The 21422-nt window shown below is 68.4% G+C and carries 24 protein-coding genes; 13 read left to right on the top strand and 11 right to left on the bottom strand.

Annotation, left to right across the window (positions count from 1 at the left end):
• On the top strand, positions 1-804 hold the full coding sequence (locus QH470_RS20225) for an NAD(P)H-binding protein (RefSeq protein ID WP_280273960.1): 804 nt from the start codon (positions 1-3) through the stop codon (positions 802-804).
• Positions 805-828: 24 nt separating this feature from the next.
• On the opposite strand, the gene QH470_RS20230 is transcribed toward QH470_RS20225, so the two are convergent.
• The 3 genes from QH470_RS20230 to QH470_RS20240 all read right to left on the bottom strand — a co-directional run bounded on the left by QH470_RS20230 (position 829) and on the right by QH470_RS20240 (position 3817).
• Positions 829-1074 (bottom strand): hypothetical protein, encoded by a 246-nt coding sequence (locus QH470_RS20230; protein ID WP_280273961.1) that lies wholly within the window; start codon positions 1072-1074, stop codon positions 829-831.
• 12 nt (positions 1075-1086) lie between these two features.
• Positions 1087-2832, bottom strand: a complete 1746-nt coding sequence (locus QH470_RS20235; RefSeq protein ID WP_425302717.1) for a sodium:solute symporter family protein — start codon at positions 2830-2832, stop codon at positions 1087-1089.
• A 223-nt stretch (positions 2833-3055) separates the two neighbouring features.
• A complete protein-coding gene (locus QH470_RS20240) occupies positions 3056-3817 on the bottom strand; it encodes a DUF6319 family protein (RefSeq protein WP_280273963.1) in 762 nt (253 codons plus the stop codon).
• Positions 3818-3935: 118 nt separating this feature from the next.
• Here QH470_RS20240 and QH470_RS20245 point away from each other — a divergent pair, with 118 nt between their 5' ends.
• Positions 3936-4334, top strand: coding sequence for a hypothetical protein (locus QH470_RS20245; protein ID WP_280273964.1), 399 nt, complete (start codon positions 3936-3938; stop codon positions 4332-4334).
• Between the two features lie 2 nt (positions 4335-4336).
• Here the strand turns inward: QH470_RS20245 and QH470_RS20250 are convergent, their stop codons facing one another.
• A complete protein-coding gene (locus QH470_RS20250) occupies positions 4337-5554 on the bottom strand; it encodes an oxygenase MpaB family protein (RefSeq protein ID WP_280273965.1) in 1218 nt (405 codons plus the stop codon).
• 149 nt (positions 5555-5703) lie between these two features.
• Between QH470_RS20250 and QH470_RS20255 the strand changes: the two genes are divergently transcribed.
• The 3 genes from QH470_RS20255 to QH470_RS20265 all read left to right on the top strand — a co-directional run bounded on the left by QH470_RS20255 (position 5704) and on the right by QH470_RS20265 (position 7925).
• Complete coding sequence (locus QH470_RS20255; RefSeq protein WP_280273966.1) at positions 5704-6489, top strand: maleylpyruvate isomerase N-terminal domain-containing protein; 786 nt, start codon at positions 5704-5706, stop codon at positions 6487-6489.
• Positions 6490-6648: 159 nt separating this feature from the next.
• Positions 6649-7329: a nucleotidyltransferase domain-containing protein gene (locus tag QH470_RS20260; RefSeq protein WP_280273967.1), complete on the top strand. Its 681-nt coding sequence runs from the start codon at positions 6649-6651 to the stop codon at positions 7327-7329.
• Complete coding sequence (locus tag QH470_RS20265; protein WP_280273968.1) at positions 7326-7925, top strand: metallophosphoesterase; 600 nt, start codon at positions 7326-7328, stop codon at positions 7923-7925. The genes QH470_RS20260 and QH470_RS20265 overlap by 4 nt, the downstream gene beginning before the upstream one ends.
• Positions 7926-7933: 8 nt before the next feature.
• On the opposite strand, the gene QH470_RS20270 is transcribed toward QH470_RS20265, so the two are convergent.
• Positions 7934-9001, bottom strand: coding sequence for a threonine aldolase family protein (locus tag QH470_RS20270; protein WP_280273969.1), 1068 nt, complete (start codon positions 8999-9001; stop codon positions 7934-7936).
• A 10-nt stretch (positions 9002-9011) separates the two neighbouring features.
• Positions 9012-10262 carry a tryptophan synthase subunit beta gene (gene trpB, locus QH470_RS20275; protein WP_280273970.1) on the bottom strand — a complete coding sequence of 417 codons (1251 nt, stop codon included), beginning with the start codon at positions 10260-10262 and terminating at the stop codon, positions 9012-9014.
• 261 nt (positions 10263-10523) lie between these two features.
• Between trpB and QH470_RS20280 the strand changes: the two genes are divergently transcribed.
• A complete protein-coding gene (locus QH470_RS20280) occupies positions 10524-11333 on the top strand; it encodes an SAM-dependent methyltransferase (RefSeq protein WP_280273971.1) in 810 nt (269 codons plus the stop codon).
• A 30-nt stretch (positions 11334-11363) separates the two neighbouring features.
• Positions 11364-12662, top strand: coding sequence for a diguanylate cyclase domain-containing protein (locus QH470_RS20285; RefSeq protein ID WP_280273972.1), 1299 nt, complete (start codon positions 11364-11366; stop codon positions 12660-12662).
• Between the two features lie 301 nt (positions 12663-12963).
• Here the strand turns inward: QH470_RS20285 and QH470_RS20290 are convergent, their stop codons facing one another.
• On the bottom strand, positions 12964-13698 hold the full coding sequence (locus QH470_RS20290) for an HAD family hydrolase (RefSeq protein ID WP_280273973.1): 735 nt from the start codon (positions 13696-13698) through the stop codon (positions 12964-12966).
• Positions 13699-13856: 158 nt separating this feature from the next.
• Between QH470_RS20290 and QH470_RS20295 the strand changes: the two genes are divergently transcribed.
• A complete protein-coding gene (locus tag QH470_RS20295) occupies positions 13857-14375 on the top strand; it encodes a dihydrofolate reductase (RefSeq protein ID WP_280273974.1) in 519 nt (172 codons plus the stop codon).
• A 2-nt stretch (positions 14376-14377) separates the two neighbouring features.
• Here the strand turns inward: QH470_RS20295 and QH470_RS20300 are convergent, their stop codons facing one another.
• Both QH470_RS20300 and QH470_RS20305 read right to left on the bottom strand, forming a co-directional pair.
• Entirely contained in the window at positions 14378-14920 is a 543-nt protein-coding gene (locus QH470_RS20300; protein WP_280273975.1) for a YaeQ family protein, read from the bottom strand.
• Positions 14921-14932: 12 nt separating this feature from the next.
• Positions 14933-15958 carry an isopenicillin N synthase family dioxygenase gene (locus QH470_RS20305; protein ID WP_280273976.1) on the bottom strand — a complete coding sequence of 342 codons (1026 nt, stop codon included), beginning with the start codon at positions 15956-15958 and terminating at the stop codon, positions 14933-14935.
• Between the two features lie 159 nt (positions 15959-16117).
• Here QH470_RS20305 and QH470_RS20310 point away from each other — a divergent pair, with 159 nt between their 5' ends.
• From QH470_RS20310 to QH470_RS20325, 4 genes are all read left to right on the top strand, one after another.
• Positions 16118-16699 carry a TetR/AcrR family transcriptional regulator gene (locus QH470_RS20310; protein ID WP_280273977.1) on the top strand — a complete coding sequence of 194 codons (582 nt, stop codon included), beginning with the start codon at positions 16118-16120 and terminating at the stop codon, positions 16697-16699.
• Between the two features lie 96 nt (positions 16700-16795).
• Positions 16796-17443: a DUF3159 domain-containing protein gene (locus QH470_RS20315; protein WP_280273978.1), complete on the top strand. Its 648-nt coding sequence runs from the start codon at positions 16796-16798 to the stop codon at positions 17441-17443.
• Complete coding sequence (locus tag QH470_RS20320; RefSeq protein ID WP_280273979.1) at positions 17440-17784, top strand: YidH family protein; 345 nt, start codon at positions 17440-17442, stop codon at positions 17782-17784. Before QH470_RS20315 ends, QH470_RS20320 begins: the two co-directional genes overlap by 4 nt.
• On the top strand, positions 17781-18089 hold the full coding sequence (locus QH470_RS20325; protein WP_280273980.1) for a DUF202 domain-containing protein: 309 nt from the start codon (positions 17781-17783) through the stop codon (positions 18087-18089). The genes QH470_RS20320 and QH470_RS20325 overlap by 4 nt, the downstream gene beginning before the upstream one ends.
• Here QH470_RS20325 and QH470_RS20330 read toward each other — a convergent pair.
• Positions 17973-18518 (bottom strand): MerR family transcriptional regulator, encoded by a 546-nt coding sequence (locus QH470_RS20330; RefSeq protein ID WP_280273981.1) that lies wholly within the window; start codon positions 18516-18518, stop codon positions 17973-17975. The genes QH470_RS20325 and QH470_RS20330 overlap by 117 nt on opposite strands.
• Before the next feature lie 99 nt (positions 18519-18617).
• Between QH470_RS20330 and QH470_RS20335 the strand changes: the two genes are divergently transcribed.
• Entirely contained in the window at positions 18618-19568 is a 951-nt protein-coding gene (locus QH470_RS20335) for an MBL fold metallo-hydrolase (protein ID WP_280273982.1), read from the top strand.
• A 584-nt stretch (positions 19569-20152) separates the two neighbouring features.
• Here QH470_RS20335 and QH470_RS20340 read toward each other — a convergent pair.
• Complete coding sequence (locus QH470_RS20340; RefSeq protein WP_280273983.1) at positions 20153-21313, bottom strand: helix-turn-helix domain-containing protein; 1161 nt, start codon at positions 21311-21313, stop codon at positions 20153-20155.
• Positions 21314-21422 lie beyond the last annotated feature (109 nt).

The raw sequence follows: 21422 nt of genomic DNA on the forward strand, positions 1-21422 counted from the left end.
ATGAAGATTCTCGTTACGGGTGCCACCGGAAATATCGGCCGCATGGTCGTCGACCACCTGGTACGCCTGGGCGCCGACGACATTCGCGCGCTGTCGAACCATCCGGAACGCACGGCCTTCCCGCCCGAGGTCGAAGTGGTCGAGGGCTACCTGCGGAGACCGTCCTCGCTTCCCCGTGCTTTCGAGGGTGTCGACCGGATGTATCTCGCACCGGCTCTCGAAACCGTCACCGAGGTAGTCGCTTCGGCCCGCGCGGCGGGGATCGAGCACATCGTCGATCTGTCCGGCGACGAGACCTCCACCTGGCAGCCCATCGCGCGGGCGGTCGAGAAGTCGGGCGTCGGCTGGACTCACCTGCACGCGTACGAATTCATGGAGAACGCCACCGACTGGGCGGAGCAGATTCGTGCGACAGGCGAAGTGCGCGAACCATATCCGGACTCCGCGGACGCCCCCATCGCCATGGACGACATCGCTCGTGTCGCCGCGACCGTGCTGCTCGGCGACGGGCACCTCGGCGCGACCTACACACTCACCGGCCCCGAAACCTTCACCAGGGCAGCGCGTCTCCAGTTCCTGGCCGAGGCGATCGGCCGCGAGCTGTCGTTCGTGACGGTGTCCCCCGACGAACTCACCGCCCGCCTCGAGCCGGCGATGGGCGAATTCTTCGCGCGGTGGTTTGTCGAGGGCCTCGCCGCCCGAGTCGATCACCCGCAGAGCGCCACCGGCACGGTCGCCGACCTCACCGGTCGTGCCACCGCATTCGCTTCCTGGGCCGCCGCGAACGCCGCGCTGTTCCGCTGATCTGTCGTGCGCAGGTCGGCCGCCTTACTCGGGGGTCTCGGTGGGTTGGGTGTCGGTCTGGTGGACCAGTTCCTTGACCGGGCGCAGGATTACCCAGGCGAGGAAGGCCACGGAGACCACGACCATGCCGATGCCGGACCACAGGTTGGTGTTCCAGCCGCCGGAGCGGGCCAGGTCGGCGTCGGAATTGCTCACCAGTCCCGTCACCACCAGGATCACGCCGTAGAGGCCGATCAGGGTGCCGACTATGGTTCGAATGTCGAAAAGCATTGCGTCACTTCCTTATCGGACGAGGATATTCAGCGCGATCACCAGCACCAGGGCGATGCCGGCGAGCAGGACCGGACGCTGGTACCAGGGCAGCGAGGCGGCGTCCGGGTCGTTCAGCTGTTCCTTCGGCGTCTCGGAGTAGACCAGGCCGACGAGTTCGGCCGCGGGCTTCGGCGTGGTCACCTGGGTGACGATGACGCTGAGCACGATGTCGACCACGAACGCCACACCGGCGGCGAGGAAGCTCGACCCCTGGCCCGACAGGTGGAACACGTCGGTCTGATGCAGGATGAAGACCACCACCGCGGACAGCGTGCCGAACACCAGGCCGACCCAACCGGCCGTGGGCGTCATCCGCTTCCAGAACATGCCGAGGATGAACGTCGCGAACAGCGGCGCGTTGAAGAAGCTGAACAGCGTCTGCAGGTAGTCCATCATGTTCGAGAAGTTGCCGGCGATGAACGCCGTGCCGATCGCGATCACGGTCGCGCCGACCGTGGCCAGGCGGCCGATGTTCAGGTAGTACTGGTCCGGCGCGTCCTTCCGCACGTACTGCTGCCACAGGTCGTAGCTGAATACGGTGTTGAACGCCGAGATGTTGGCCGCCATACCGGCCATGAACGCCGCGAGCAGACCCGCGAGCGCCACGCCGAGCAGACCGTTCGGCAGCACCGCCTTCATCAGATACAGCAGTGACTGGTTGTAGGTGGCGTCGCCCGAGCCGGTGGCCTTGAGGTCGGCGATCTGCGGGACCAGGATGGCGGCGATCATGCCGGGGATCACGACGATGAACGGGATGAACATCTTCGGGAAGGCGCCGATGATCGGGGTGCGCCGGGCCGCGGAGATGGAATGCGTTGCCAGCGCGCGCTGCACCTCGACGAAGTTGGTCGTCCAGTAGCCGAACGAGAGCACGAAGCCGAGACCGAACACGATGCCGACCACCGACAGGACATTGTTGCCGAATCCGCTCAACTCGTTGCCCGGCCACGAGTGCCACTGCTCCGCACCGTCGGGCTGCCCCAGCACCTTGTCCTTCAACCCGCCGACGCCGCCGACGCGGTGCAAGCCCACCAGGGTCAGCGGCAACAGCGCGGCCACGATGACGAAGAACTGCAGCACCTCGTTGTAGATCGCCGCCGACAGACCACCGAGGGTGATGTAGGACAGCACGATCACGGCGGCCACGATGATCGACACCCACAGCGGCCAGCCCAGCAGCACGTTCAGGATCGAGCCGAGCAGATATAGATTGACGCCCGCGATGAGCACCTGCGCGATCGCGAAACTGATCGCGTTGACCAAATGCGCCCCGGTACCGAAGCGCCGGCGCATGAACTCGGGCACGCTGCGCACCTTGGAGCCGTAGTAGAACGGCATCATCACCACGCCGAGGAACAGCATGGCCGGGACCGCGCCGATCCAGAAGTAATGCATGGTCGGCATGCCGTACTGGGCGCCGTTGGCCGACATGCCCATGATCTCGACCGCGCCGAGGTTGGCGGAGATGAACGCCAGGCCGGTGACCCAGGCCGGCAGCGAACGACCGGACAGGAAGAAGTCGATACTCGACGACACCCGCTGACGGGCCAGCAGGCCGATGCCGAGAACGAAGACGAAATACAGTGCGACCAGGATGTAGTCGACGGGTGCGGCATCCAGGCGGAGCTGGGTGCCCTCGGCGAGGAGCGAGTGTGCGGGACCCCCTGCCAGCACAGCGTCGAATACTCCTGGCGGCTCAGCAGCGGCGGGCGACATATAGCTATCTCCTGTCGACGGGATCACCGGACGACCAATCGGCCGAATCCGGATCCTAGCGGGTTGTTAACGCTCACAGGAGCAGAACCAGCGACTCGGCGGAGCCGTGTCGGTGCCGTGCCGCGAGTATGTGGCGCCGAGCGCCCGCGCCGACCGGACGTCCGACACCACACGGCATCGGCCGTCCCGCACGCCGCGCTCGGCACGCCGCCGGGCGGCCCGCTCAGCCCGACAGGTCGTCGAGCAGGCGGCGGGCCTGCTCCAATTCCGCCTGCAGCTGTTCCACTTTCGCGCGCTGACTGCTGCGCACCGACTCCAGCACCGTGTCGACCACCTCGGCGACCTCGGGGTGCAGGATTTTCGCGGCCTGGGCCACCGTGGCGCCGGGGACCGACAGACCGCGGGTGCGTTTCTTGCCGTGCGCCACATCCACGGTCCACTCCCCGTCGGCGGTGCCGGACAGGGTGACCGTCACCTCCGGGGTCTTGGACTTGCGGGCGGTGGTGGCGCTCTTCTCGCGGGCCGGGCGCGGGGCGGCGCCCTGGCTCTGCTTGGCGGCCGGTTTCGGGGCCGGGGCGGCCGGTTTCGGCGCCTCGGTGACAGCGGGCTGCACCGGGGCCGGGCTGGGCGGCGTCGGCGCAGGGTTGACGGTCGACGGCATGCTCACTGCGGTGTCCTTCCTGGTTGCCGTTGTCTTCTTGGCGGTCTGCTTCGTGGCCGGCGGTTTCGCGCGGACCGGTTTGGTCAGCGTGACCTCGGTCGGCGAGAACGACAGCACATCCTTGGAGCCGGTGGGGCGCACCTGCAGGAAATCGCCCTCGGCGGGATCACCGAGTGCGACCACCTTGCCCGAACGACCCTCCGGCACACCCACCGCATCCGCGGTGAACCACACCATCGGCGGGTGGCCGTCGGTGATCTCGGCGGCTATCTGCCGAATCTCGATGTCCGACAAGGGTTGCGACTTGGTTCGACGGGACGACATGGTGCTCTCCGGGCGCTAGTGGACATCTGCGTGCCATGAGCATGCCCCATGCCACCGACAAGTCCACATCGCCCGGCAATATTGTCGGACCGCCGATCTCGACCCACAGGAGAATCGTATGCGCTCGCTTCGCGTCGCGGCCGTAGCCGCCGCACTCGCCGTCGCCGGATGTGCCGCCGACGGAGGGCAGTCCGCCGCACCGCAATCCGGCGGCGCGACCGCCGCACACGTCCGGGACTGCACCTCCCGGCCACACACCGAACCCGCCGAAATCATCGTCACCTGCGCCGACGGCAACCTGGCGGTCACCGATATCCGCTGGGAAAGCTGGACTTCCGGCTCGGCGCACGGCGCGGGAATCCAGCGGCTGGGCGCCTGCGACCCGAATTGCGCCTCGGGACAGCAACAATCGACGCCGGTGGCGGTCCGGCTGTCCGCGCCCGAGGCCGGGATGTTCACCCGGCTGGAGACCGTCGCCGGCGACGGCGGGTCGCAGGTATATCCGCTCCCGCGCTGAACTCAGGCGGCGTGGCTCACATGCTTCGCCGAGTCGCCGATGACCGCGGGCCGCTCCCCGATCAGCTGCCGCAGGAACGCCTCCTGCTCGCGGCGGCCGCGGGCGGCGGCGCGTTCAGTGCCGCCGGGCAGCAGCAGCGCGGCGCCACTTCTGGTGAGGTTCACCGGGATTCGCAGCAGCGGATACCACGGCGGCATGTACGGCGGCAGGCCGAGCTGCCGCATCGCTTTGGGGCCGAGGAAGGTACTGGCGACCGACAGGTGCTGCGCCCGCGCGATACGGCCGCGCAGCGCCGGGAAATTGCGGTAGTGCCAGCCGAGCGGATCGTCACCCATCGGCATCGCCAGCTGCGGAGTGGTCTCGTCGGGGTTGGTGATGGCCGTCATGCAGTGGTAGAGGATGCGCACCGCGTCCCGGAACCCGTCCGGCAGCCATTCGTCCTGCACCCCGATCAGCCAGCCGACGTAGCGGGCGAGGTGTGCCCCGGCCTCGAGATCGGCGCGCACGGGGACGATGCCCATCGGCATGGCCCCGATGAACGGCGCGATCAGCGCGCCGACCAGGGTGGCCGCCATATCGGTCTGGTTGATCGGCACACCCCACTCGTCGGTGTCCCAGTCCGGCAGCGCGGCGACGTGCCGCCGCACGAACCCGTGGATCAGCCGGACGTGCAGGGTGGAGCGATAGCCGATACCCAGCGGCCGCATGCCGTCGTCGGAGGTGACGTCGAGCGCCCACTGCAGAGTCTCGGCGAAGCGTTTCGCCGGGCCCTTCTCCAGAGCGCCCGTGCGAATGAGGGTCTTGTTGAATCCGGAGGCCAGGTAGCCGCCCAGCAGCGAGACGTCCCGCGCGATGTAGAGCCCGTCGGTGCCGCCCATCCGGAACACCCGCTCGGCGCGGCGGATCTGATCCCAGTCCACCCAGTCCGGCACCGGCTCGTATCGGAGGAAGAACTCGCGCAACGGTTCCGGCGCCCGCGGCACGGCGTCGATGCCCTCGCGCAACGCCTGCTCGAACAGCGGGCGAGTGCGCTCCATGCCCTCGGCGTACATCCAGTCGACGACACGGTCCATCGGCTCGTCGCCGACCAGCAGCGCCGCACCCAGCGCCTGCCACTGCCCCGGGGAGGGATTGCCGATCCGCATCAGCCGCGCGAACGGGCGCAGGCCCGGAACCTGGCGCGGCGTATCGGGATGCCGGTGCGGCACGGCTGGGTTCATCGCTGCTCTCCTTCGAGCTGACGCCGGGTTATGAGAGAATTTACTCGAATTTCTCTCATTGCGTCAAGAGTGCGATCGCGCGACGGTTGCCCGCCCACGCGGTAGCGTGCGCTGTTCATGAAGTGTTCGGCGGTCGGGAAGGGCACGCGATGAGTTCGCGGCACCTGCTCGCGCTGCGCGACGAGCGACAGGCCGTGCTCGACTTCTGTGCGGAGCTGAGCGTGGCGGATCTGGCCGCCCCGAGCGCGGCGCCGGGATGGTCGGTTGCCGACGTGCTCATCCACCTGACCGTCACCGCGCGGGCGATCGTCACGCCGACCGCGTTCGCGCTCGCGACCACCCGCGATCTCGAACGCCTGAACACGCAACTGGTGGACGTCCGGCGCTCGCATTCGACCAAGCACGTGACGTCGGAGTTCACCAAGTGGAGCGGTCGCGGGTGCGCCGCCCTGACGGTGCTGACGGCGCCGGGAATCGACCGGATTCCGTTCCGCGTCGGCGAATTGGGTTGGTACCCACTGGGTCTCGTCCCCGCCATGCTCGTCTTCGACTGGCACACCCACGTGCGCCACGACCTCGCGGTGGCCCTCGACCGCCCGATCCCGCCCACCGACCCGCGCCGCATGGCCACGCTGCTGACCTGGCTCACCGTGCTGCTGGAACGCTCCCATCGAGAAGCGTTGAGCTGGCTGGACTCCCCCGTCGCGCTCACCCTCACCGGCCCGGGCGGCGGCAGTTGGTGTCTGGAGCCGCGCGGCGGGCGGATCCGGGTGCGACCCGGCCCGGTCACCACGGCCGCGGCCCGAATCGCCGCTCTCGCAGAGGAATTCCCGTTGTGGAGCACCGGACGCCTGGCCTGGCGGACGTGCGCGGTCGCCGTCACGGGTGACGTCGATCTCGGCACGCGAGTGCTGGATTCCATCAATCTGGTGTGAGACCGCGACCGCCGGATAATCGGATGCCGATCCGCGACAACGAACGCTACAGTCGGTATGGCCGAGGCGACGGAGGAGGCGCCGAGGCCCGTCCGACCCGGGGGCACCGCGTGCTTTCGGGCGTCGGACGGCGATCGGATTTCATCGGGGGCTACCAGCATGAAAGACCTGCTACTCGAGGGCGTCGTCGGCTCGACCGCCTACGGCCTGAGCACGCCCGCCAGCGATGTCGACTACGCCGGAATCTTCGCGGCCCCGACCCGGACCCTGCTCGGCCTGCACCCGCCGACCCGCGAGCGCTCGACCAGGCAGGGGCGCGACGGCGCGGACGCGACCTATCACGAGGTCGGCAAGGCGATGGGGCTGATGCTGTCGTGCAACCCGACGGCCATGGAGCTGCTGTGGCTCGACGAGTACACGGCCACCACCGAATTCGGCTCGGAGCTGGTCGCGTTGCGGAGCTGCTTCCCGTCCGCGCGGCGGGTGCGGGACGCGTTCTTCGGTTACGCGAGTTCACAGTTGCGGCTGCTCGCTCGCGGTGGCGCGGCCGCGCGGCGGGAGAAGCACGCACGCCACACGATGCGGCTGCTGTGGCAGGGCTATCGGCTCTACACCACCGGTACGCTGCCGATCCGGGTGCCGGATCCGGAGCCGTACTTCGCCTTCGGCCGCAGTGTCGCAAGCGATCCCGAGGCGCGGGCGGCACGGGATCTGCTCGCCGCCTACGAGTCGCGCTTCGACGCCGCGGTGAGCGCGCTGCCGCAGCAGCCGGACGAGGAACCCTTGGAGGATCTGCTGCAACGCATCCGCCGCGCGCACCTGGACCGGGAGGACTCATGAGCGAGGTGTGGTTCACCGCCGACCTGCACGTGGGGCACCGGCTCCTCGCCGAGCTGCGCGGCTTCGGGTCGGTGCCCGAACACGATGCCGCGCTGGCGGCCCACTGGGACCGGCTGATCGGCGCCGACGATCCGGTGTGGGTGCTCGGCGACATCTCCGTCGGCGGCAAGCAGGCGCAACTCGCCGCGCTGGACTGGGTGTCGCGGCGGCCGGGTCGCAAGCACCTGATCACGGGCAATCACGACGGCTGCCACCCGATGCGCAGCGAGGCGCACCGGTGGCAGCGCATCTACCTCGACACCGCGTTCGACAGCGTGCAGCAGTCCGCCATCCGGAAGGTCGGTGGCACTCGGATCCTGTTGTCGCACTTCCCGTTCCAGGGCAGCGGGGATGGCGATCACAGCCCGGAGAGCCGGTTCGAGGAGTGGCGGCTGCCCGCCACGGGCGACAATGCCGGGCGCTGGCTGCTGCACGGCCACACGCACAGCCGCGACCGGGTGCGGGGGCGGCAGATCCACGTGGGGCTGGACGCGCACGGTCTGAAACCGGTGCCGCTGGCGTGGGTGGCGGACGTCCTCGCGGGCGCCGCGGCCTGACCCGACGCTCAGCCGGCGGTCGCGGCGCTCATCTCCTGTGCGAGGGCGGCGGCGAAGGCGTCCACGTCCGCCGGGGTGGTGTCGAAGGCGCACATCCAGCGGACCTCGCCGGTGTCCTCGTCCCAGACGTGGAACGGGAAGCGCCGGCGCAGGCGGGCGGTGACGTCCGGGGGCAGGATCGCGAAGACGGCATTGGACTGCACCGGATAGGCGATCTCCACTCCCGCCGCCCGCGCCGCGGTGGCCAGCCGGGTGGCCATGGCGTTGGCGTGCAGGGCATTTCGCAACCACAGGTCGCCGCCGAGCAGCGCCTCGAACTGAACCGAGAGGAAGCGCATCTTGGAGGCCAGCTGCGTGGTCAGCATGCGCAGGTAGGTGATGTCGTGGATGCGGTCCGGCCGCAGGACGACCACCGCCTCGCCGAGCATCAGGCCGTTCTTGGTGCCGCCGAAGGACACGATGTCCACCCCGGCGTCGGTGGTGAACTCGCGCAACCCCAGGCCGAGCGTCGCCGCCGCGTTGCACAGCCGGGCGCCGTCCATGTGCACCAGCATGCCCAGGCCGTGCGCGTGGTCGCAGAGCGCCCGGATCTCCTCGACCGAATAGCAGGTGCCCAGCTCGGTGGTCTGCGTGATCGAGAGCGCGAGCGGCTGGGCACGGTGCTCGTTGCCGCGGCCCCACGCCTGCGTGTCGACGAGTTCGGGCGTGAGTTTGCCGCCGGGCGCGATCACCGGATAGATCTTGATTCCGGCCACCTTCTCCGCGGCGCCGCATTCGTCGGAGTTGACGTGCGCGGACTCGGCGGTGATCACCGCGCCCCAGCGCGGCAGCAACGCTTGCAGCGCAACGACATTGGCTCCGGTGCCGGTACACATCGGATAGACCTGCGCGGCGTCGCCGAAACGGCGGGCGAAGATCTGGCGCAGCGCGGTGGTGTATTCGTCGGTGCCGTAGGAGGGTTGGTGCCCGCCGTTGGCCGCAGCCAGGGCCGCCAGCACGTCCGGATGGATACCGGCCCAGTTGTCGCTGGCGAAGGCGCGCGCGGTGGTGTCGTGTCGGCGAAGTGCGTCGGTCACCCCGTCCAGACTAGTGCGGGGCGTCGATACCCAGCTGCTGTGCGGCTATCTCCAGATCCTTGTCGCCGCGTCCGGACAGGCAGACCAGCACGACCGCCCCGGCGGGCAGCGCACCGCGTTCGGACAGCTCGATCAGGTGACCCACGGCGTGGGCGGACTCCAGGGCGGTGATGATGCCCTCGGTGCGGGTGAGGGCGTCCATCCCGCGCAGGGCGACGGCATCGGTCACCGCGGGGTAGCTCACCCGGCCGCTGTCCTTGAGGTGGCTGAGTTCCGGGCCGACACCCGGATAGTCCAGCCCCGCCGCGATGCTGTGTGTCCCGGCGATCTGGCCGTCCTCGTCCTGGAGCAGGTAGCTGAACGAGCCGTCCATCTCACCGGGCGTGCCGACGCTCAATGTGGCCGCGTGCCAACCTGTTTCGATGCCGCGCCCGGCCGCTTCCACCCCGATCAGCCGAACCTGCGGATCGTCGAGGAAGGGGTGGAACAGCCCGATGGCGTTGCTGCCGCCACCGACGCAGGCGAGCACGTAATCCGGCAGCCGCCCTTCGGCTTTCAGAATCTGTGCCCGGGCCTCCACGCCGATCGTCGTCTGGAAGTCCCGCACGATCCTCGGGTAGGGCGCCGGACCGGCGGCGGTGCCGAACAGATAGTGGGTGGTGTCCACGTTGGTGACCCAGTCCCGCACCGCCTCGCTGACGGCGTCCTTCAACCGCCGCCGCCCGGCGTGCACGGCCCGCACCTGCGCCCCGAGCAGCTGCATGCGCAGCACGTTCGACGCCTGCCGCCGCATGTCGTGCGCGCCCATGTAGACCACACAGGACAATCCGAGCATCGCGCACACCGTCGCCACCGCCACGCCGTGCTGGCCCGCGCCCGTCTCCGCCACGATCCGGGTCTTGCCCATGCGCCGGGCCAGCAGTGCCTGCCCGAGCGCATTGTTGATCTTGTGTGCGCCGGTGTGGGTCATATCCTCGCGCTTCAGATAGACCCGGATGCCCGGCGCCGGTAGCGATTCCGCGAAACGCGGCGCCCGGTGCAGCAGCGTGGGGCGGCCCACGCGGTCGCGCAGCAACTCCCCCAGTTCGACGCCGAACCGTGGATCCGCGCACGCTTGCCGATAGGCCACATCGAGTTCGGCCAGCGCGGCCATCAGTCCCTCGGGTACATACCGTCCGCCGAAGCGGCCGAATCGTCCCTGCTCGTCCGGGAGCGAAGCGGGCTCGCAGGATTCCTGCGCCACGCCGTGATCAACAACCATCGATACCAACACGTCTCACTGCCGAACCCACATCGTGCACTCTGTCTTACCCGTGCGACCGGCGCTATGCCCTGTCGGCAATGAAATAGTTAACAGTTTGTTAGTGAAGTTAAAAGGCTGACCTTCGCGCCGATCCCGCTCACAGGAACGCGGGCTAATATGCGCAGTACACCCGTGCGGGTGAACGTTCACACAGCATCCGCAGGGCCCGGACCGCCCGCTCGGGGGCGGCCCGGGGAGCAGGCACAAGAGGGGTTGCCAGTGGAGAGGCCGGCGTGGGCGCCCGAGGGCGTGGACATGAGCCGGGCGAGTCCGGCTCGGATGTACGACGCCCTGCTGGGCGGGTCGCACAATTTCGAGGTCGACCGGTTCGCCGCGGAAGCGGGCAAGCGGCTCGTGCCCGACCTGCCCCGATTGGCCCTGAGCAACCGGGCATTCCTGCGCCGGGCGGTCCGCTTCCTCGCCGACCGCGGCATCCGGCAGTTCCTCGACGTCGGCTCGGGCATCCCGACCGCGGGCAACGTGCACGAGGTGGCGCAGGCGATCGATCCGGCCATCCGGGTGCTCTACGTCGACATCGATCCCGTGGCCGTCACGCACGCGCGCACCATCCTGGTGGGCAACGACCGCGCCGACGCGATCCAGGCGGACCTGCGCAAGCCGGACGAGTTGCTCGCCCGGACCGAAGATTCGGGTCTGATCGACTTCACCGAGCCGGTGGGGCTGCTGCTGGTCGCGGTGCTGCATCTGCTGCAGGACGCCGACCTGCCGAGGGAGCGGGTGACGGCACTGCGCGAGGCGGTGCCGGCGGGCAGCCACGTGGCCATCTCGCACCTGACCTCGGCACAGCGCCCGGAGGATGCCGCCCGGCTCGGCGACCATTCCGCCAACGAGAGCCGCGTCGGCATCCGCTTCCGCGACCGCGCGGCCATCACCGACCTGTTCACCGGCTGGGAACTGGTCGAGCCGGGCGTGGTCGAGATACCGCAGTGGCGACCGGAATCCGAGCGCGATCTGCATGAGGCGCCCGGCCGTTCGCTCGGCCTGGCGGGCGTAGGCTTACGGGTCTGAGCAGGGCATTCGAGTAGGCAGGTGCAGTAGGTGGCGGCGCGCGAGGTGACACGGCGGTGGGCCGACGCGCTCGACGGCGTCGTCGCGCCGACCCTCACCCGGACCCAGATCGAGGACCTGCTCAGCGATCTGTGCGAGCAACTGCTGGCCGTGCTGCGCGGTGGCGACGACCCTGCCATGGTGGCCCGGTCCGCGGCGACGGCGCTGGTCGCCGCCAACTACAAGGACTCGGCGGCGGTCGCCCGGAGCGTGCCGATCATCTGCCGCGACATGGTCGAGGCGCTGTGCCCGCAGCGTGCGGGGGCCGAGTACGAGCGGCTGCGGGACCGGGCCGTCACCGTCGCGGCCGAGTTCGCGGCCGGATTCACCGCGGCGCTGCGGACCAGGGCGCTGACCGAGCAGGAGGCGACGCTGACCGCCGCGCTGGGCGCGGTCGAGCAGGCGCAGGCCCAGCGACAGTTGTCGGAGGCGCGTTTCGCGGCGATCTTCGCCGGCGCCTCGGTCGGTATCGGAACCATCGATGCCGCGACCGGCACGGTGCTGGACGTGAACGCGGCGATGGCCGAAATGCTCGGCGTCCCAGCGGGATTCATTCCCGGCCGCACGGTCGCCGAGGTGCTGGGCGCGGACAATATCGGCCCGGCCTACGCACAGTTCCAGCAGTTGATGGCGGGCCGGATCGACCGGTTCCGGATAGAGACCAAGACCCTGCGGCCCGACGGCACCACGGCCATCATCGACCTTTCGATGTCGGCGGTGCGGGACGCGCGCGGGCAGATCCGCTTCCTCATCGGCGTCTCCGTCGACATCACCGAACGCCAAGCGCTCGCCGATCGGCTGTGGCACGACGCCCACCACGACAACCTGACCGGCCTGGCGAACCGGGTGCTGTTCTTCGACCGGCTCGCGCACGCCACCCCGCCCATCGGCCTGTGCTACCTGGATCTGGACGGATTCAAGGAGGTCAACGACGAGCACGGGCACACCGTCGGCGACCGGGTGCTGCGCGCCGTCGCCGAACGGTTGCGGGCCGCCGCGTCCCCCGACGGCCTGGCCGCGCGGCTCGGCGGCGACGAATTCATCGTGCTGCGCGAGCGGTGCACCGGAGCCGAGCAGTTGGTGTCGCTGTCGGGGCGGCTGCTCGCCGCGCTGGCCGAGCCGATCATCGTTGCCGGGCAATCGATTTCGGTCGGCGCGTCGGTGGGCACGGCGCTGGTGACCCAGCATCCCGACGCCATCGACGATCTCATGCACACCGTCGATACCGCCATGTACCGCAACAAGGCCGCGCGGCACCGGCCGGGTTCACGTTCACGCCAGCACCAATAGCGGCCGCTTAAAAGTCCATGCCGCCGAGCCCGCGCGGGGAGGACTCCGGCTCGCCCCGCGGCCGGTCCGTGGTGAGTGAACTGTGCTCGGCTCCGGAATCCCTATCCGATGCCGAGACCAGCCGGAGGTGGCGGCGAGCGCCGGGCCGGTGATCACGCCGGAGCGCCGACTCCGCCAGCGCCGTAATCCGCTGCCATGCCCTCGTGACGGCTCGCATGGGCGTTCACTCCTCGCGACGACGGTGTGTACGTCTCGCGCATACCCGCCACGGGCCGAACTATGCGAACACCCCGGCACTTCCTCACCGGCCGGGCGCGGCGCGGCTTGTGGAGAGCGGGGAATCGGTTTCGGCCAGGTAGGCGATCGCCTGGTACAGGTCCGGGAGGACGCGGTGTGCCAGGTGCCGGGTTTCGGTGGTGGGATCGACCAGGTCCGGGATGAGCAGGCAGCGCAGGCCGGCGGCGTGTGCGGCGCGTAAGCCGTTCGGTGAATCTTCCAGTGCCAGTGTGTATTCCGGCTCGGCGGCGAGGGCCGCCGTCGCGGTCAGATACGGCTCGGGGTGCGGTTTGCCCTGCCGGACGTCCTGCCGGGTCACTACCGCGTCGAAGCGTTCCGCGATGCCGGCCGCGCGCAGATGGTGATCTGTGCGCGCGCGTCCCGAGGAGGTCGCGATCGCGCGCGGTAGCGCCCGCGCGTCCAGTTCGTCCAGAATCTCGGGCACTCCCGGCTTGAGGGTCAGGCGCCCGTCGTCGACGAGCCGGGCCAGCGTGCTCTCGTGACGAGCGAAGAACTCCTCGACCGGGAACTCCGGCCCGTAGGTGGCGGTGACGAGGGCGCGCGAGCGGTCGGCGGGTTGCCCGATCATGCTGCGGCAGAACTCCGGCGGCACTTCGTAACCCAGCTCCGCGGCCGCACCGGTCAGCGACTCGAGCGCCAGCCGCTCGGAGTCCAGCAGCAGGCCGTCCATATCGAAAACCACTGCGCGCACCGGTTTCTCGGTGGTCACCGCGGTCGGCTCCGCGTCCTCGGCACTCATCCTGCCCTCCCTTCGATCCGGCGGCCGTTGCCGCCGCATCCCCGCCACACTGTCACGAGACGACTCCACCCGCGCGGCGGCCACCCCGCGCACCACGCCGACAGACCGATTGCTCGTCAATAGCTAGGACGGCCGATCCGGTGGCTATCCTGAGCCTCGTGAGCCCAGCGACCACCCCCACCGGCAAGCGGACCATCGGTCTGATCTGGGCGCAGACCCGGTCGGGCGTCATCGGCGCGAACGGCACCGTGCCGTGGCACATCCCGGAGGACCTGGCGCACTTCCAGGAGATCATCACCGGCCGCGCGGTCGTCATGGGCCGCAAGACCTGGGACGCGCTGCCCGCGGAGGCGCGCGTCGAGGAGGGTCGGCGCACCCTCGTCGTCACCCGCGATCCGGACTGGTCCGCCCCGGGCGCCGAGCGTGCCGCCTCGATCGAGGAAGCGCTGACCGCCACCGATCCCGACGAGGTGTGGGTGATCGGCGGCGGCGAGACCCTCCGCACGGCAATGCCTTACGCCACGGTGATCTCGGTGACGGAGGTATCCGCCGACGTGACCGGTGACGTGTACGCGCCGCAGATCTCGCGCGAGTTCGTCATGGCCTTCACCACCGGGCTGTCGAAGTCGTCGAACGGCAAGGACTACTACGTTTTCCGCAGCTACGCCAGGCCGTAGGCTCACCCGAGCCGGTGCTCCTCGATCGGCGTGCTCAGGCCTACGCCGTTGAGGTCCAGGTACACCTGGCGTTCGGTGACGGACACCCCGACGGTATTGCGGCGTTCGACCTGCGCGACGACGGCGTCGACGAAGCCGGGATCGATGCCGTACAGCGGGATCGCCTCGGCGCGGTGAATGCGTTTGCCGCTCAGCTGCGCCAGCACCCGCGCGGGCTCGCGGTGGGTGTAGATGGCGACCCGATCGGCCAGTTTGCTGCCGCGATGCACGCGCTCGGCCGCGGGCGCGCCGATCTCGATCCAAGCGGTGAGCCGACCGGTGAGATCCCGCACCAGCACGGCGGGCTCGTCGGTGGACGACACGCCACCGTCGCTGAACGCGATGCCCTCTTCGTATTCGAGGAGATAGGCCAGCAGCCGGGTCACCATGAATTCGGCCGTTTCCGACGGGTGGCGCGCTACCCGCAGTTCGACGTCCGCGTAGACGCCGCGGTCCACATCGGCGAGCTGGACGGCGAAGTTGTACACGGTCGCGCTGAGGGCCATAGCCGCAGGAGCTTAGCCGCCCGCCACCGCTCGAGTACGTTCGGCCAGCACGTCGCCCCACCAGCGCTCGGCGACGGCCGGATGTGAGCGCAGCCAGCCGATCAGCGCGTTCTCGCCGTACTGCGCCAGTAGCGGATTGTCGGCGTCGGTGCTGACGCCGCGGGCCCGGGCCGCCAGTTCCGCCGGTAGCTCCAGCGGTTCGACCACGGCGTCCAGGCGCGGGCCGAGGAAGAACGGCACCGAGTAGCGGTCGACACCCGGCGGCGGGCTCAGCACGCGATGATTGGTCGCGGTCAGGTAGCCCTGGGTGGCGATCTCCAGCATCTCGCCGATATTGAACACGAAGCTGCCCGCGACCGGCACCGCATCGATCCAGCCGTCCGGGCCCTGCACCTGGAGGCCGCCGACCTCGTCCTGCTGTAGCAGGGCCAGGTAGCCGTAGTCCTTGTGCGCGCCGACTCCTTGATCGTCGCCGGTGTCGCGGCCGGGATAGTGGATGATCTTGATGTGCGCCGACGCCTCCTCGTCGAACCAGGCGTCGAAATAGCCCTCGTCCTGGCCGAGCGCTACGGCCAACGCGCGCAACACTTCCCGGCTCACCCGCAGCACCTCCGCCTGCCAGGCCAGCGTCGTCGCGCGGAGTCGCGGCAGCGCCGCGGGCCACTGGTTGGGACCGATCAGCCGCTGCCACGCGGGCTGTCCGGGCGCGGACGGGAGGGGCTCGCGCTCGGGACCGATGTCGATCTGCTCGCGTCGGTCGGGCGAACCGGCGGTGTATTCGTGACCGGTACCGGTGTACCCGCGGAACTGCGGGGAGTGGATGTTCTCGATCTCCAGCCGTTGTTCCAGCGGCAGCGCGAAGAACTGCTTCGCCACCTCGAAAATTCCATTGGTCAACGACTCCGGAACTCCGTGGCCCACGACGTAGAAGAACCCGATTTCGTGTGCGGCATAACGCAATTCGTCCAGAAATCGCGCACGTTCCGCGGTTGTCCCGCGGAAGCGCGAAATGTCGATGAGCGGCAGGCGGGCGTTCACACGCACGATCGTAGGGACGGCCGTCGCGGCGGGAAACCGTTCCGCTCGAGGTGAACGCAAGCACCGGCGAGCTCAGCGGCTGCGCCGGATAGAATATGGAGAACATCTCCACTTACGCAAGACCGAACGGGGAGTTCATCCGTTCTCGATGGAGGAACCGTGGACGCATCGCCGACAACGACGCCGACGGCGCGGCCGATGCGCGCCGACGCCCGCCGCAACTACGAGCGCATCATCGAGTGCGCGCGCGAGGCGTTCGCCGAGCACGGCCCGCAGGCCCCGCTGGACGATATCGCCCGCCGGGCCGGTGTCGGGCCGGGCACGCTGTACCGGCATTTCCCGCAGCGCGACGCGCTGATCGAGGCGGTCTACCGATCCAGCATCGAGGGGCTGGCCGCCGAGGCCCACAAGCTCGTCGAGACCCGCTCCCCCACAGACGCTTTGGAGCAGTGGTTCCGGGCCCAGGTCGACTTCGTGATGGACAAGCGCAGTCTCGCGGCCACGCTCAAGGCCGCCATCGACCGCGACTCCGCGACCTTCACCCTCTGCTCGAGCCTGATCACCGACGCGGCCGCCGCCGTCCTGCGTCCCACCCAGGAGGCGGGACTGGTCCGCGACGACATCCAGCCGCGCGATCTGCTGCGCCTGGGGCACGGCATCGGCGTCGCCTGCGAAACCTCCCCGGACGCCGCCGACCGGCTGATCTCGGTCACCCTCGCCGGGCTGCGCAGCCAGGCGTAGCGGCTCCGTCGCGAGAAGCTGTCCCCGCCGCGAGCATCGTGGCAGTATCTAGTTTGCTGATCGTCAACTGTGTAACCGTCTCACAGGATGGTGGCCGTGGAATCGATCGACCAGCAGCGTTCGGGCGCTGCCGAGGCATGGGGCAAGTTCCGCGCGCTGGGCGGTGTTCAACACCTGATCGACGGCGCTGCACCGGCCATCGCATTCCTTGTCGGGTACGCGACCGTGAACGCCAAAATCGGGGTTCTCCTCGCGCTGGCCGTCGCCGTCGGACTCGGCGCCTTTCGATTGCTGAAGGGTGACTCGGTGAAGGTGGTCGCGATCTCGGTGGCCGTGGTGGTGGTGTTCTCGCTGTTCGTCGGAATCACCGGCGAGGGCCGCGGTTTCTACCTGCCCGACCTGATCCTCTGCGCGGTATTCGCGGTCGCGTTCGGTCTCACGCTGCTCACCGGGCGCCCGCTCACGCATTGGGTGTGCCGGCGCATCGGTCTCGAGCCCGCGGACGCGGCGGATCCCCGGGCCCGGCTGCGGCTGCATCGGCGGGTCACGCTGGCGTGGTTCGTGTTCTGGGCGGTGCACCTGGTGGTGATGGTGCCGCTGTACGTCGCGGACAAGGTGGTGCTGCTCGGCACGGTCGCGCTGGTACTGGGCAAACCCGCGCTGGTGGTGATGATCGCGGGCACCTGGCTGTGGGTGCGGCGATCGCTGCGGCACCCGACGCCGCGGCCTACGGTCGCACCATGACCGAGGAACAGGACGACGAGGACCTCGACTATCGCTTCACGCTGGCCAACGAGCGCACCTTCCTGGCGTGGATCCGCACGGCGCTCGGGTTGCTGGCCGGTGGTGTCGCCGTGCATACGCTGGCCCAGCCGTTCCATCACGTCGGCCTGCGCCGGACGCTGGCGGTGAGTTGCATCGTGCTGGCGGTGCTGGTGTCGGTCGGGGCCTATACACATTGGCGGGACGTACAGCGGCGCATGCGGCGCGGTGAGCCGCTCGCCGACACGGTGATGGTGCCGCTGCTCGCCGTGGGCATCGCGGTCGTCTCCGTCGTGGCCGCGGTGGCGGTGCTCTACCGATGACCGCGCCGACACTCGCCGCCGAACGCACCGCGCTCGCCTGGCGCCGGACGGCCGTGGCGGCGATGGGCACCTCGGCGCTGTTCGTGCACGAGACCGTGGTCACGGGGTGGCGCGCCGCGTCGGCGGCGCCGGTGGCCGCGGCGCTGGGACTGCTGGCCCTCGCGGTCGTCAGTTATGTGCGTAATCGTTCACTGCGGCACGGACATTGGGGACACGGGACGGCGGTTGTCGCGGTGACGACGGTCGCGGTCATCGGGGTCGCGATCGTGGCGGCCGTGATCGGGTCCGTGAATCCCCTGTTCTAGCGCGGCGTGCGGGAAGGATTCTGGCGCGTCGAGGTCGGGGCGGAACTGCCGGGCGACGAAACGGGCGCAGTCCGGGCATTCGGCGATGACCGGGTGACGGCAGCTGAGGATGTGGGACAGGAAGCGGTCGGTGGCGCGCAGCAGCGCGATGCGGTCCCGGATTTCGGCGCGCTTGGCATCGATCAGCGCGATTCGGTCGTCGTGGCCGGCGTGGGCCATGCCGCGGATCCGGCTCAGTGACAGTCCGGTGCGTTGCAGTGTCCGGATCAGGCGCGCTTGATTCAGGGTCTGCTCGTCGTAGGTGCGGTGGCCCGACGGGCTGCGCGGCGGCGCGAGCAGGCCGACCGACTCCCAGTGCCGCAGCACGTGCGCGGCGATGCCGAGGGTGGCGGCGGCGTCGCCGATTCTCAGACCTGCCCTGGTACTCACGAATCTCCTCTTTACTTCACGTCGACATGAAGTTTTACGGTGACACCGAGGGTAGCGGCGGGGACGGTCCCGCCGCCTCGGCATCGAACGGAGGACCGCGTGTCGGATCCGGTACAGACGCCCGGCGTCATCCAATGTTGCTCGGCGGCAATAGGTCTCGTACACGGCATGGTGCGGCCGCGGCAGCGCGACGAGCGGTTGCTGCGCTCGATCACCGACGCGGGACTGCCGACTCCACCGCGCACGGTGACCGTGACGGCGCTGCCGCAGGCGCCGCGACCGGTGCCGACCGCGGCGATCGTGGAGGGTGTGTTCACGCCGCGGCGGGTCGCCAACGCGCTGACGACATTCGTGGTGCGGCACCCGGAGGCGACGTTCCTCGTCGACCCGAGCGTGTGCGTGGATGCCGAGCATCGGGCGATCGCGCAACTGCCCGCGGTGCTGCGGGCCGCCGTGCGGCCGCCCGCGGATACCGTCGCCACCGTCGACGCGCTGGCCGCGGCGCCGCACCTGCCGCGACCGGATTTCGCCCTGCCGACGCACGCGCACTGGGACCACGTGTGCGGGTTACTGGACTTTCCGCAATTGCCGGTGCACCTGCATCGCACCGAGCACGAGTGGATCGCGAGCGGCCGGGTGGCTCCGGTCGGCGGGGTGCGCGACGCGCTGCGGGATCGCCCGATCGCCGAGTACGAACTGGACGGACCGCCGGTGCTCACCTTCACCCGCAGCCACGATCTATTCGGGGACGGGACTGTCGTGCTGGTGGATTTGGCGGGGCATACCCCGGGGAGCGTCGGGGTGCTCGCCTACACGCCGCGCGGCTGGGTTCTGCTCGCGGGTGACTCTGCCTGGCACCATCTGCAGATCGATACCGTGCGTCAGAAGGCAAGCTTCCCAGGCAATCTCGTAGATGCCGATCGTGAGGCGACCTTCCGGACCTTGCATCGGCTGCACTTGGCGCGCGAGGTCGTCACCATCGTCCCGACGCATGACCATGACGCCGCTTTGAAGTTGGCCGATCTTGTCGATGGTGGCGTGAAAGATTGAGACGCAGTCAAATGCGAGGCTGATCGTGTTCCAGGCACCCGAACCTCTGTGTCAGGTATCAAAGCGGCAAAACCACTGTTGTAACTCGCCGCTAGGAACCGATCTCGGCTCGTAGCCAGCGCGCTCGAAGAGTCGTTGACTTGGGAAGTTCCTGGTATGAATATTCGCAGTTGCCAGCACCACAGGCGCCATGCTTGCTCGTGCAAGTTCAGTGACAACGCTGCGCACTTCCTCTAATGCCCGATCCGCAATCGCCCCACCCTGCCCACGCATAGTCCTGCTAACGCCGATAGCAGCGATATGAGCAGAGAGCAGAGCGGGAGAGGCTTCCGGCATTATGTGAGCGACTGCGAGGATTTCGTTGCTGCATTCAGACCACCCGACCACCAGTCGACTGCCTGCCTTCAAACACTGCGAACTCTGTCGAAGGATGCTTTGCGCATGCCACTCCCACGGTTTCGGATGCGGAAGCCTCCGCCCCTCCGGGGACTTAGGCCGCGGCTCAGTGCACGAAAACTCTTGAAATGGATGTTTTCTCGCTTCCGTGCGATCAGCAATCGTGCCCCAGCGGATATCAGCCGGATTCACTGTGCAGGCTGGCTGTTTGTTGTAGCCAACCATTCCTCCAGATCAGCATGGCTCGGCCGAGCGGCGAGAACTTGCTCATAGGCGTCGACGAAGTCTTGATCATCGTCGGGTTCGGGAAAGTCTATCTGGTCCACAGGTACGTCCAGCACCCACGCGAGGTGCTCGGGCGAGACAGCGCCAGACTCGACCCGACGCTGGAGCGCATCGACCAGAACAGAAGGGAACACGCGAGCAGCCGACTGTTGCTGACGCACAATCACCTGTTTCGCTCCACCGATTGGTCCTTGATCTTCGCCTGCATTGGCGCGAATCAGATTTGGCGTGGTCTGCTTTAGCGCGGCAGCCACTTCCGCTGCCACTTGAACTCCAAGCGAAGCGAGTCGATTCTTCAGGGCCATCGTGGATACGCCCGTTTGCCAAAGAAATTCGGCAACGCCGCGCTGGTCCATCCGCTTCCAATCTTGCCCGACAATCAGGGCCTCCGGTAGAAGCAACTCTGCCGCGAAGTGATCTGCGGGCGCCTCATCCTTTTCTCCCGGTTCAGATTCTCCATCATGATGTCCGAGCGCAAAATGAGCCAGCTCATGAGCCAACGACCAATTGCTCCGGAACCAGTACGGCGTTGTTGCGAGTATCACGATTGACCGTGAACCGATACTCAGAGAGTAATCGGTAGACAACATCGGCAAGCGGACAACGTCGACCCGTAACCGATCCTCGACAACCTCGCCGTAACTTCTCACGAAATGTTCGCCCAGCATTTCCCGCATGGCTGGTGCGTTATCGGGTAGCGGCATACTCGGCGAAGGCCCTTCGGGAAATGCCGCTTCGTAAGTTACGGCCACACGCTGAAGTATCTCGTCATCGTGCTGTCGTCCCGGGTTGATTCGAAGACCTTGACCAGCATCCCAACTGTGCCGAGCAGCGATCCTGACGCGATGCGGATCCGGGTCGCCCGTCACCAGCCAATAGAGGTCGGTCCCGAGTTCGTCCGCAATACGGGCGAGTTCGACTGACGAGAATCCTCGCTGCCCGTTGAGAGCTCGCGACAACGCATCGGTCTTCATGTTCACTCGTTCTGCGAGCTGCCGCTGACTCATGCCGAACGGCATACGTGACCGGATTCGATCACCTACTGCTAGCAGCTCGTTGTCCATACGCCCAGCCTACACTCGCGTTGGGAATATCCCAACACCAGTGGTGGGATGCCAGTTGACATAGCGCCCGGGTTCGGGTGACCATCTCGCCAGGACCGGGTGCACAGAT

The sequence above is a fragment of the Nocardia wallacei genome, assembly GCF_029868745.1.
In the GTDB taxonomy this organism is placed as follows: domain Bacteria; phylum Actinomycetota; class Actinomycetes; order Mycobacteriales; family Mycobacteriaceae; genus Nocardia; species Nocardia wallacei_B.

Excerpts from the sequence above, each read along its gene's own strand:
- QH470_RS20265 (WP_280273968.1), top strand. The coding sequence starts at position 7,326 with ATGAGCGAGGTGTGGTTCACCGCCGACCTGCACGTGGGGCACCGGCTC.
- QH470_RS20320 (WP_280273979.1), top strand. The coding sequence starts at position 17,440 with ATGACCGAGGAACAGGACGACGAGGACCTCGACTATCGCTTCACGCTG.
- QH470_RS20230 (WP_280273961.1), bottom strand. The coding sequence starts at position 1,074 with ATGCTTTTCGACATTCGAACCATAGTCGGCACCCTGATCGGCCTCTAC.
- QH470_RS20300 (WP_280273975.1), bottom strand. The coding sequence starts at position 14,920 with ATGGCCCTCAGCGCGACCGTGTACAACTTCGCCGTCCAGCTCGCCGAT.
- QH470_RS20260 (WP_280273967.1), top strand. The coding sequence starts at position 6,649 with ATGAAAGACCTGCTACTCGAGGGCGTCGTCGGCTCGACCGCCTACGGC.
- QH470_RS20255 (WP_280273966.1), top strand. The coding sequence starts at position 5,704 with ATGAGTTCGCGGCACCTGCTCGCGCTGCGCGACGAGCGACAGGCCGTG.
- QH470_RS20325 (WP_280273980.1), top strand. The coding sequence starts at position 17,781 with ATGACCGCGCCGACACTCGCCGCCGAACGCACCGCGCTCGCCTGGCGC.
- QH470_RS20245 (WP_280273964.1), top strand. The coding sequence starts at position 3,936 with ATGCGCTCGCTTCGCGTCGCGGCCGTAGCCGCCGCACTCGCCGTCGCC.
- QH470_RS20235 (WP_425302717.1), bottom strand. The coding sequence starts at position 2,832 with ATGTCGCCCGCCGCTGCTGAGCCGCCAGGAGTATTCGACGCTGTGCTG.
- QH470_RS20240 (WP_280273963.1), bottom strand. The coding sequence starts at position 3,817 with ATGTCGTCCCGTCGAACCAAGTCGCAACCCTTGTCGGACATCGAGATT.
- QH470_RS20225 (WP_280273960.1), top strand. The coding sequence starts at position 1 with ATGAAGATTCTCGTTACGGGTGCCACCGGAAATATCGGCCGCATGGTC.
- trpB (WP_280273970.1), bottom strand. The coding sequence starts at position 10,262 with ATGGTTGTTGATCACGGCGTGGCGCAGGAATCCTGCGAGCCCGCTTCG.
- QH470_RS20340 (WP_280273983.1), bottom strand. The coding sequence starts at position 21,313 with ATGGACAACGAGCTGCTAGCAGTAGGTGATCGAATCCGGTCACGTATG.
- QH470_RS20290 (WP_280273973.1), bottom strand. The coding sequence starts at position 13,698 with ATGAGTGCCGAGGACGCGGAGCCGACCGCGGTGACCACCGAGAAACCG.
- QH470_RS20250 (WP_280273965.1), bottom strand. The coding sequence starts at position 5,554 with ATGAACCCAGCCGTGCCGCACCGGCATCCCGATACGCCGCGCCAGGTT.